Here is a 1024-nt window from a genome sequence, read left to right as displayed (position 1 = left end):
CCCTGAATGACAACGAGGCGCACCCAACCGCCAACGGCGCCAACACCCTGCCCGAGCAGTTCGCCGTGACCGTGGTCGACGACAACGGCACCACCGCCACCGGCAGCCTCGACGTGACCATCGTCGACGACCTGCCCAGTGGCGTGGACGACAGCCATGCTTCAACGGCCTCGGAAACCCTGCTGACCCTCAACGGCAACGTGCTGAGCAACGACGTGCAAGGCGCCGACCGCGTGCCGCTCGGAGAAAATGCCGGCCCGATCACCCCCGGCACCTTCACCGGCACCTATGGCACCCTGGTGCTCAACGCCAACGGCACTTACACCTACACCCTCAACACCAGCGATGCCGACTTCAAGGCGTTGCATGGCGGCGGCGACGGCACCGAAACCTTCACCTACACCCTCACCGATGCGGACGGCGACAGCAGCACCGCCTATCTGGTGCTGCAGATCCACAACAACGATGACTCGATCACGATTGGCGGTTTGAATGTTGAGGGTGGCGAACTCACCGTATTCGAGAAAAACCTCAGCGACGGCAGCAGTCCGGACGCACCGATGTTGACCCAGAGCGGCACGTTTACCGTGACCGCGCTGGACGGCGTCACGAGCCTGACCGTCGGCGGTATCGCCGTGGTCAGCGGTGGCGTAACCGCCGGCTTCCCGCAATCGATCACCACACCACTGGGCAGCACCCTGACCATCACCGGGTTCAACGCCGCGACCGGTGTCGTGAACTACAGCTACACCCTCAACGACAACGAAGCGCACCCGACTGGCAACGACGCCAACACCCTGCCTGAGCAGTTCACCGTAACCGTGGTCGACAACAACGGCAGCACCGCGACCGGTTCACTGGACGTCAACATCGTCGACGACCTGCCAAAAGCCGTGTACGACAGCAATGTTTCAACGGCCTCGGAAACCCTGCTGACCCTCAACGGCAACGTGTTGAGCAACGACGTGCAAGGCGCTGACCGGGTGACGCTCGGAGAAAATGCCGGCCCGATCACCCCCGGCAC

General features: G+C 63.3%; 1 protein-coding gene. It reads left to right on the top strand.

The features are described 5' to 3' along the window. The coding region (locus tag ACXRVY_RS31330; protein ID WP_458239254.1) for an Ig-like domain-containing protein at positions 1–1024 on the top strand (1024 nt) is incomplete at both ends.

The organism is Pseudomonas sp. P5_A2_2 (genome assembly GCF_054177685.1).
Note: the sequence above shows the minus strand (reverse complement) of the source record. Positions and strands in the feature narration are given on the sequence as shown.